The 7,403-nt window shown below is 61.5% G+C and carries 6 protein-coding genes; 5 read left to right on the forward strand and 1 reads right to left on the reverse strand.

Features of this window, described 5'->3' with window-relative positions; genetic code table 11:
• The first annotated feature begins 309 nt into the window (after nucleotides 1-309).
• Entirely contained in the window at nucleotides 310-1,767 is a 1,458-nt protein-coding gene (dacB, locus tag BFP93_RS25210) for a D-alanyl-D-alanine carboxypeptidase/D-alanyl-D-alanine endopeptidase (protein WP_065895338.1), read from the forward strand.
• 1 nt (nucleotide 1,768) lies between these two features.
• Here dacB and BFP93_RS25215 read toward each other — a convergent pair whose 3' ends face one another.
• The gene (locus tag BFP93_RS25215; RefSeq protein WP_065885889.1) at nucleotides 1,769-2,548 is read right to left on the reverse strand and encodes an IclR family transcriptional regulator; all 780 of its coding nucleotides are present in this window, start codon (nucleotides 2,546-2,548) and stop codon (nucleotides 1,769-1,771) included.
• Between the two features lie 118 nt (nucleotides 2,549-2,666).
• Between BFP93_RS25215 and hmgA the strand changes: the two genes are divergently transcribed.
• From hmgA to BFP93_RS25235, 4 genes are all read left to right on the forward strand, one after another.
• On the forward strand, nucleotides 2,667-3,950 hold the full coding sequence (gene hmgA / locus BFP93_RS25220) for a homogentisate 1,2-dioxygenase (RefSeq protein ID WP_065895339.1): 1,284 nt from the start codon (nucleotides 2,667-2,669) through the stop codon (nucleotides 3,948-3,950).
• 3 nt (nucleotides 3,951-3,953) lie between these two features.
• On the forward strand, nucleotides 3,954-5,240 hold the full coding sequence (gene fahA / locus BFP93_RS25225; protein ID WP_065895340.1) for a fumarylacetoacetase: 1,287 nt from the start codon (nucleotides 3,954-3,956) through the stop codon (nucleotides 5,238-5,240).
• A gap of 12 nt (nucleotides 5,241-5,252) precedes the next feature.
• Nucleotides 5,253-5,888, forward strand: coding sequence for a maleylacetoacetate isomerase (gene maiA, locus BFP93_RS25230; protein WP_065895341.1), 636 nt, complete (start codon nucleotides 5,253-5,255; stop codon nucleotides 5,886-5,888).
• A 279-nt stretch (nucleotides 5,889-6,167) separates the two neighbouring features.
• On the forward strand, nucleotides 6,168-7,343 hold the full coding sequence (locus tag BFP93_RS25235) for an integrase core domain-containing protein (protein WP_065891770.1): 1,176 nt from the start codon (nucleotides 6,168-6,170) through the stop codon (nucleotides 7,341-7,343).
• Nucleotides 7,344-7,403 lie beyond the last annotated feature (60 nt).

A 7,403-nucleotide genomic window follows, 5' to 3' on the forward strand; every position in this document is an offset into this window, starting at 1 on the left:
TACTTTTGCGCTTTTCAAAAGTGAGCCGCCGTCAGGGCGGAACCCTAAGCAGCCGTTACCGCAGAAACGGATATGTACTCGTTCCAATCCAACACCCTGGTCGGCCCAGAGGCCGCCATCGGGGGCAAGCCCCCTCCCACATTTGGACCTCGGAGCGTCAGGTAGATACACGTTAGCTCCCTCGCCACAGGTGCGGTGTCGCACCAAAATTGTGTAGATACCTATGGCCATCGGAGGCAAGCCCCCTCCCACATTGGCACCTGAGCTGTTAGCGTTGCGGACATTCGATGCTTACGGAAAACGCGACTGATGCATTTCGCAAAATGGTTACACACCAGCACCCTGCTGGTCGGCTTGAGCTTTTTACTGGGCGGCTGCGCCAGCGTTTCCCAGACCTCCACTCCGGCAACCCTGGATAAGCTGTTGAGCGACCCGGCATTGCAAGGCGCGACGGTCTCGCTGATGGTGCGCGACGCCCGCACTGGCGCCACGCTCTACCAGCACAACCCCCGTACACGGTTGGTGCCCGCCTCCAACCTCAAACTGCTGACCACCGCCGCAGCGATGGATGTGCTGGGCCCGCAATACCGCTTCGCCACGCAACTGTTGAGCGATGGCACCCGCCAGGGCGATCATCTTACCGGCAATCTCTACCTGCGCGGCCTGGGCGACCCGACCCTGCAGTACGCCGACTATCAGGCGCTGGCGGCGCAACTGGCCAGCCAGGGCGTGCGCCAGGTGCAGGGCGACCTGGTGTTCGACGATACCTGGTTCGATGCCGAGCGGCTGGGGGTCGACTGGTCCCATGATGATGAAACCACCTACTACGGCGCGCAGATTTCCGCGCTGACGGTGTCGCCCAATGCGGACTTTGATGCCGGCAGCGTGTTGGTCACCGCCAGGGCGCCGGTGCGGGTTGGCCAGCCCGTGAGTGTCGATATCTATCCGCCCACCGACTACCTGCAATTGAGCAATCGCGCCGTCAGTGGGCCGGGTAACAGCTATGGGATCAATCGCCGGCATGGCACCAACCTGTTGCAGCTCAGCGGCGCGGTGGCAGCGGGACGGCAGAATCAGCAGCTGATCAGCGTCTGGGAGCCGACACAACTGGTGGCCAATCTGTTTGAACAAGCCTTGGCGCAACAGGGCATTACGGTGCAGGGGCGTCGCGTAATGGGCGGGGCGAGCCCGTCGGCGGTGACGATGCTGGCCGAGCACCAATCGGCGCCGTTGCAGGCGTTGATCGTGCCGCTGCTCAAACTCTCGAACAACAACATGTCCGAAGCCTTGCTCAAGGCCATGGGGCGCCAGACCGCCAACAGCGGCACGGCGGCGGCGGGCGCAGTGGCGGTGGCCGGCTTTCTCAAACGTCAGGGGCTGGACACCGTCACGTTCAGCCAGGTCGACGGCTCCGGCCTGTCGCGGCGCAATCTGGTGTCGTCGCAAACCTTCACCGACCTGCTGCTGGCCGCCGGCAAACAGCCGTGGTTCACCGCCTGGTACGACGCACTGCCGATTGCCGGCAACACTGACCGCATGACCGGTGGCAGCCTCGGCTATCGCCTGCGCGGCACCCCGGCCGAAAACAATTTGCACGCCAAGACCGGCTCCATGACCGGTGTTTCCTCATTGAGCGGCTACGTGACCGATGCCCACGGGCGCAGGTTGCTTTTCTCTATGCTGACCAACAACTACGTGGTGGCCGGCGCGCAGGTCAAGACGCTGGAAGATCGTGTGGCAGTGGCGCTGTCGCGCTGGGACGACTGATTCAGGGCTGATAGCCCATGCGCCAACTCACGGCCCGGGTCGCCGCCAGCAAATGCTGCGCCGCCGGGCCGTCTTCATCGGCGTGGAACAGCGAGGTGGGACCGACCACGGTCATGACCGCCGCCACGTGCCCGGTCGCGTTGAACACGGGCGCTGATAACGCATCCACCCCGGGCATCAGCAAGCCATGCACAAAGTGCAGGCCACGGCTGCGGATCTGTTCGCGCAGGGTGGCGTAGGCCGCATCGTCCGCCAAGGCGTGGGCGGTACCGGCCTGGATCTCGCGCTCACGCAAGTCCACGGTCTCCCGGGACGGCAGGTAGGCGCTGAACACCAGCCCGGTGGACGAGCTCAAGAGCGGCAATACCGACCCCAACTGCGTCACCACCGTGACGGCGCGCACCGCCGGCTCGATCTGCACCACGGTCGCCCCCTGGTTGCCCCACACCGCCAGAAAGCAGGTTTCATTCAACTCATCGCGCAGCTCCGCCAGCGGCAGTGCGCCGACCTTCAGCACATCCATGCTGCCCAGCGCCGCCAGGCCCACGCGCAACGCTTCGCGGCCCAGGCCATAGTGGTTGGTGGCGGGGTTTTGTTCGGCAAAGCCCGACGCGATCAGCGCCTGCAAGTAGCGGTGCACCTTGCTCGCCGGCATCTGCACATGGTCGGCCAGGCGCGACAATGACGTGGACGGCGACAGTTGTGCCAATGCCTTGAGGATATCGGTGCCCACCTCAGCCGAGCGGACTTTCTGTTTACCGGTGTCGCGGGGCTTTTCCATGGGAGAGCGAGAATCCGAAAGATAAGTGGGCGTCTTTATAGCTTGACGCTCCCTGGCGATCAAATTACGTTATGCGTAACTGGATTACGATAAAAACAACTGACCCAGAGGACGCTCCATGAACCTCGAATACCTGTCGGGCTTTGGCAACGAATTTGCCAGCGAAGCCTTGCCTGGCGCACTGCCCGTTGGCCAGAACTCGCCGCAGAAAGCGCCCTACGGGCTGTACACCGAACTGTTCTCCGGCACCGCGTTCACCATGGCGCGCAGCGAAGCGCGGCGTACCTGGCTGTACCGCATCCAGCCGTCGGCCAATCACCCGGCCTTTATCAAGCTGGAGCGGCAATTGGCCGGTGGGCCGCTGGGCGCTGTGACGCCCAACCGGTTGCGCTGGAACCCGTTGGAAGTTCCAGCTGAGCCGACCGACTTTATCGACGGGCTCGCAGGGATGGTCGCCAACGCCGGGTCGGAAAAACCCTCAGGCATCAGCATCTACCACTACCGCGCCAATCGGTCGATGGAGCGGGTGTTTTTCAACGCCGACGGCGAATGGTTGATCGTGCCCGAACAGGGCCGGTTGCGTATCGTCACTGAGCTGGGCGTGCTGGAAGTCGAGCCGCTGGAAATTGTGGTGTTGCCACGCGGTCTCAAATTTCGCGTCGAACTGCTCGACGCCCAGGCACGCGGCTACGTCGCCGAAAACCACGGCGCGCCGCTGCGCCTGCCGGACCTTGGCCCGATCGGCAGCAACGGCCTGGCCAACCCGCGCGACTTCCTGACGCCGGTCGCGCACTACGAAGACCGCAAGCAACCGACCACCCTGGTGCAGAAATTCCTCGGCGAGCTGTGGGCCTGCGAGCTCGACCATTCGCCGCTCAACGTGGTCGCCTGGCACGGCAACAACGTGCCGTACAAGTACGACCTGCGCCGCTTCAACACCCTCGGCACGGTGAGCTTCGATCACCCGGACCCGTCGATCTTCACCGTCCTGACCTCGCCCACCAGCGTGCATGGCCTGGCCAACCTCGACTTCGTGATCTTCCCGCCGCGCTGGATGGTCGCCGAGAACACCTTCCGGCCACCGTGGTTCCACCGCAACCTGATGAACGAATACATGGGCCTGATCCAGGGCGCCTACGATGCCAAGGCCGAGGGTTTCCTGCCCGGTGGCGCGTCGTTGCACAGCTGCATGAGCGCCCATGGCCCGGATGGCGAAACCTGCACACGGGCGATCAATGCCGAGCTGGCACCGCACAAGATCGATAACACCATGGCCTTCATGTTCGAGACCAGCCAGGTGCTGCGTCCCACCCAGTTCGCCTTGCAATGCCCGCAATTGCAGCCTTCTTACGACGCGTGCTGGGCCGCGCTGCCCGCCACCTTCAATCCGAATCGGAGATAACCCATGACTCAACCAACGCAGACCCGCAGCTGGGTGGCCTCGGCCAACGGTCACGCGGACTTTCCCCTGCCGAACCTGCCGCTGGGTGTGTTCAGCATCAATGGCTCGGCGCCGCGCAGTGGCGTGGCGATTGGCGACGCGGTTCTCGACCTGCACGCGGCACTGGACCAGTTCGACGGTGACGCCCGGCGAGCGGTAGAAGCCACCGCCGGTGGCCAATTGAACGCCTTTTTCGAACTCGGCCGCGGCCCCCGCGTGGCTCTGCGCGAGCGCCTGCTGGAATTGCTGGCCGAAGGCAGCACGTTGCAAACTCGTGAAGCGCAGGTGTTGCACCGTGCCGCCGATTGCCAGATGCACCTGCCGGCCAGGATCAATGACTACACCGACTTCTATGTGGGCATTGAACACGCGCAGAACGTCGGCAAACTGTTCCGTCCCGACAACCCGCTATTGCCCAACTACAAGTACGTGCCGATTGGTTACCACGGCCGTGCCTCGACCATTCGCCCCTCGGGTACCGAGGTGCGTCGCCCCAAAGGCCAGACCTTGCCCGCCGGCCAGACCGAGCCGACGTTCGGCCCCTGCGCGCGCCTGGACTATGAGTTGGAACTGGGTATCTGGATCGGCCAGGGCAATGCCATGGGCGACGCGATTGCCATTGGTGACGCGGCTGAACATATTGCCGGTTTCTGCCTGCTCAACGACTGGTCGGCGCGGGATATCCAGGCCTGGGAATACCAGCCGCTCGGGCCGTTCCTGTCCAAAAGCTTCATCACCAGCATCTCGCCGTGGGTAGTCACGGCCGAAGCGCTGGAGCCATTTCGCAAGGCGCAACCGCCGCGTCCCGCAGGCGATCCGCAGCCGCTGCCGTACCTGCTGGACGTTCGCGACCAGAAGGCCGGCGCCTTCGATATCGAATTGGAAGTGCTGCTGACCACCGCGTCGATGCGTGAACAGAACCTGCCGGCCCATCGTCTGACCTTGAGCAACACCGAGCATATGTATTGGACTGTGGCGCAAATGGTGGCGCACCACAGCGTCAACGGTTGCCAATTGCAAGCCGGTGACCTGTTTGGTTCGGGGACCTTGTCGGGCCCGCAGCCGGGGCAGTTCGGCAGCCTGCTGGAAATCACCGAAGGCGGCAAAAAGCCGATTGAGTTGGCATCCGGCGAGGTGCGTAAGTTCCTCGAAGACGGTGATGAAATCATCCTGCGTGCCCGCTGCCATCGTGAAGGCTTCGCCTCCATCGGTTTCGGTGAATGCCGCGGTACCGTGGTCGCCGCGCGCTGAGAGGGCAGGGTCATGGAACTGTATACGTACTACCGTTCTACCGCGTCGTACCGGGTGCGCATCGCCCTGGCGCTCAAGGGCCTGGATTTCACTGCGGTGCCGGTCAATCTGCTGGTGCCGGCCGGCGGCGCCAATCGCCAGCCCGAGTACCTGGCGATCAATCCGCAAGGGCGCGTGCCGGCCTTGCGCAGCGATGAGGGGGCGCTGCTGATCCAGTCACAGGCGATCATCGAGTACCTGGAGGAGTGTTATCCACAGGCGCCGTTGCTTTCCAAAGATCTGGTTGTTCGAGCCCATGAACGCGCGGTGGCGTCGATTATCGCCTGCGATATCCACCCGTTGCATAACTCCAGTACCCAGAATCTGCTGCGCCAGTGGGGTCACGATGAGGAGCAATTGCTGGAGTGGATTGGGCATTGGATCAGCCAGGGCCTGGGCGCGGTGGAGCAGTTGATTGGCGACACAGGATTCTGCTTTGGCGAGCAGCCGGGCTTGGCGGATGCGTTTCTGATTCCCCAGTTGTATGCCGCCGAACGTTTCAAGGTGCCGTTGGGTGCGTACCCGCGTATTGGGCGAGTGGCGGCGTTGGCGGCGCAGCGTCCGGCCTTCATGCAGGCCCATCCGGCCAACCAGCCTGACACGCCATAGGCTGCATGGGGCCAAATGTGGGAGGGGCGGTGCGACGATTCGACTTGCCCCCGATGGCGGCCTCTGGGCCGACCAGGATGTTGGATCAGACCGAGTACATATCCGTTTCTGCGGTCACGGCTGCTAATGGTTCCGCTTTTACAGCGGCTCACTTTTGAAAAGCGCAAAAGTAAGCAAAACGCTCTTGCCGGTATGACTCACCCACATGGGTTACAAATCAGTTCACGCACATAGGTAACAGTTTTTAACTGGCAGGGTCGATTTCGCGAGGATCTGACCATGCCCTGGAGAGAGCTGAAACCTATGGACCTCAAAGTGATGTTCATCGCCGAGTATTTGTCTGAAAAGCACAGCTTTAGCCAGCTGTGCCAGGACTATCAGATCAGCCGCAAGACTGGTTACAAATGGGTCGAGCGCTACCAACTGGAGGGACCCAGTGGGCTCGACGAACGTAGTCGCCGCCGGCACAACCAAACCTATGTGGTGCCGGTGGTTGTGAGGCAGGCGATTATTGAGCTTCGTTCGGCCGGTGAAACGATCCCAGGTCCTAAAAAGATCCAGAACGATCTGATGAAACGTTTTCCTGGGCAGGATCCACCGTCGAAAACGACGATTTACAACATCCTTAAGGCCGCGGACTTGATCACGCCTCGATCGTCGCGTCAGCGTGTCGCGGTCTATCCCAAGCCTTTGCGTAAGGCAGAAACGCCTAATCAGCTCTTCAGCGCTGATTACAAGGGCCAATTTCTTACCGGAGCGGGCGTTTGGTGCTATCCGCTGACGATCATGGATCATGCCAGTCGCTTCCTGCTTGCCTGCGAGAGCATGGCCAATACCAATCTCAAGGAGACCCAGCAAACCTTCGAGCGCGTTTTTCGTGAGTATGGAATGCCTGAGCGCATCCGCACCGATAACGGCGTGCCGTTTGCGAGTACAGGGCGTGCGGGGCTGTCGCAATTGTCAATCTGGTGGTTACGCCTTGGGATTATCCCTGAGCGAATTGAGCCCGGTCGGCCAGACCAAAATGGGCGTCATGAACGCATGCACCGGACACTGAAAAGCACCTTTCCCCAACCGCCGGCAATTGCTTGGGAGGCTCAGCAAAAACACTTTGACCGATTTATGCAGCACTACAATTATGAGCGGGGACACGAGGCACTCGGTCAGAAAACCCCGGCCTCCTGCTACACACCCTCAACTCGGTCTTATCCGGAGAAGCTACCGGAAATGGTGTATGCGAGCCATGTTGAGTGTTACCTGGCAGATGGTAGCGGCATCATTAATCGAGCTGGTCTGCGGATATACGTGGGTAACCTGCTCAGGCATCAGAACATTGGAATGGAGCTGATCAAGGACGGGGTATGGAATGTGATCTTCGGTCCGGTGATACTAGGTCACGTCAATGCTAGGGATGCAAAGAACGGCTATGTTTCAATCAAAGTGTCACCTATGTGAATGCACTTTTTTGTAACCCATGTGGTTGTCCCGTACATGCCCCACCACTCGGCACCTCGC

The organism is Pseudomonas sp. 44 R 15, assembly GCF_900004965.1.
Taxonomy (GTDB): domain Bacteria; phylum Pseudomonadota; class Gammaproteobacteria; order Pseudomonadales; family Pseudomonadaceae; genus Aquipseudomonas; species Aquipseudomonas orientalis_A.

Coding starts and splice junctions, on each gene's coding strand:
- maiA (WP_065895341.1), top strand. CDS start 5,253: ATGGAACTGTATACGTACTACCGTTCTACCGCGTCGTACCGGGTGCGC.
- hmgA (WP_065895339.1), top strand. CDS start 2,667: ATGAACCTCGAATACCTGTCGGGCTTTGGCAACGAATTTGCCAGCGAA.
- BFP93_RS25215 (WP_065885889.1), bottom strand. CDS start 2,548: ATGGAAAAGCCCCGCGACACCGGTAAACAGAAAGTCCGCTCGGCTGAG.
- dacB (WP_065895338.1), top strand. CDS start 310: ATGCATTTCGCAAAATGGTTACACACCAGCACCCTGCTGGTCGGCTTG.
- fahA (WP_065895340.1), top strand. CDS start 3,954: ATGACTCAACCAACGCAGACCCGCAGCTGGGTGGCCTCGGCCAACGGT.
- BFP93_RS25235 (WP_065891770.1), top strand. CDS start 6,168: ATGCCCTGGAGAGAGCTGAAACCTATGGACCTCAAAGTGATGTTCATC.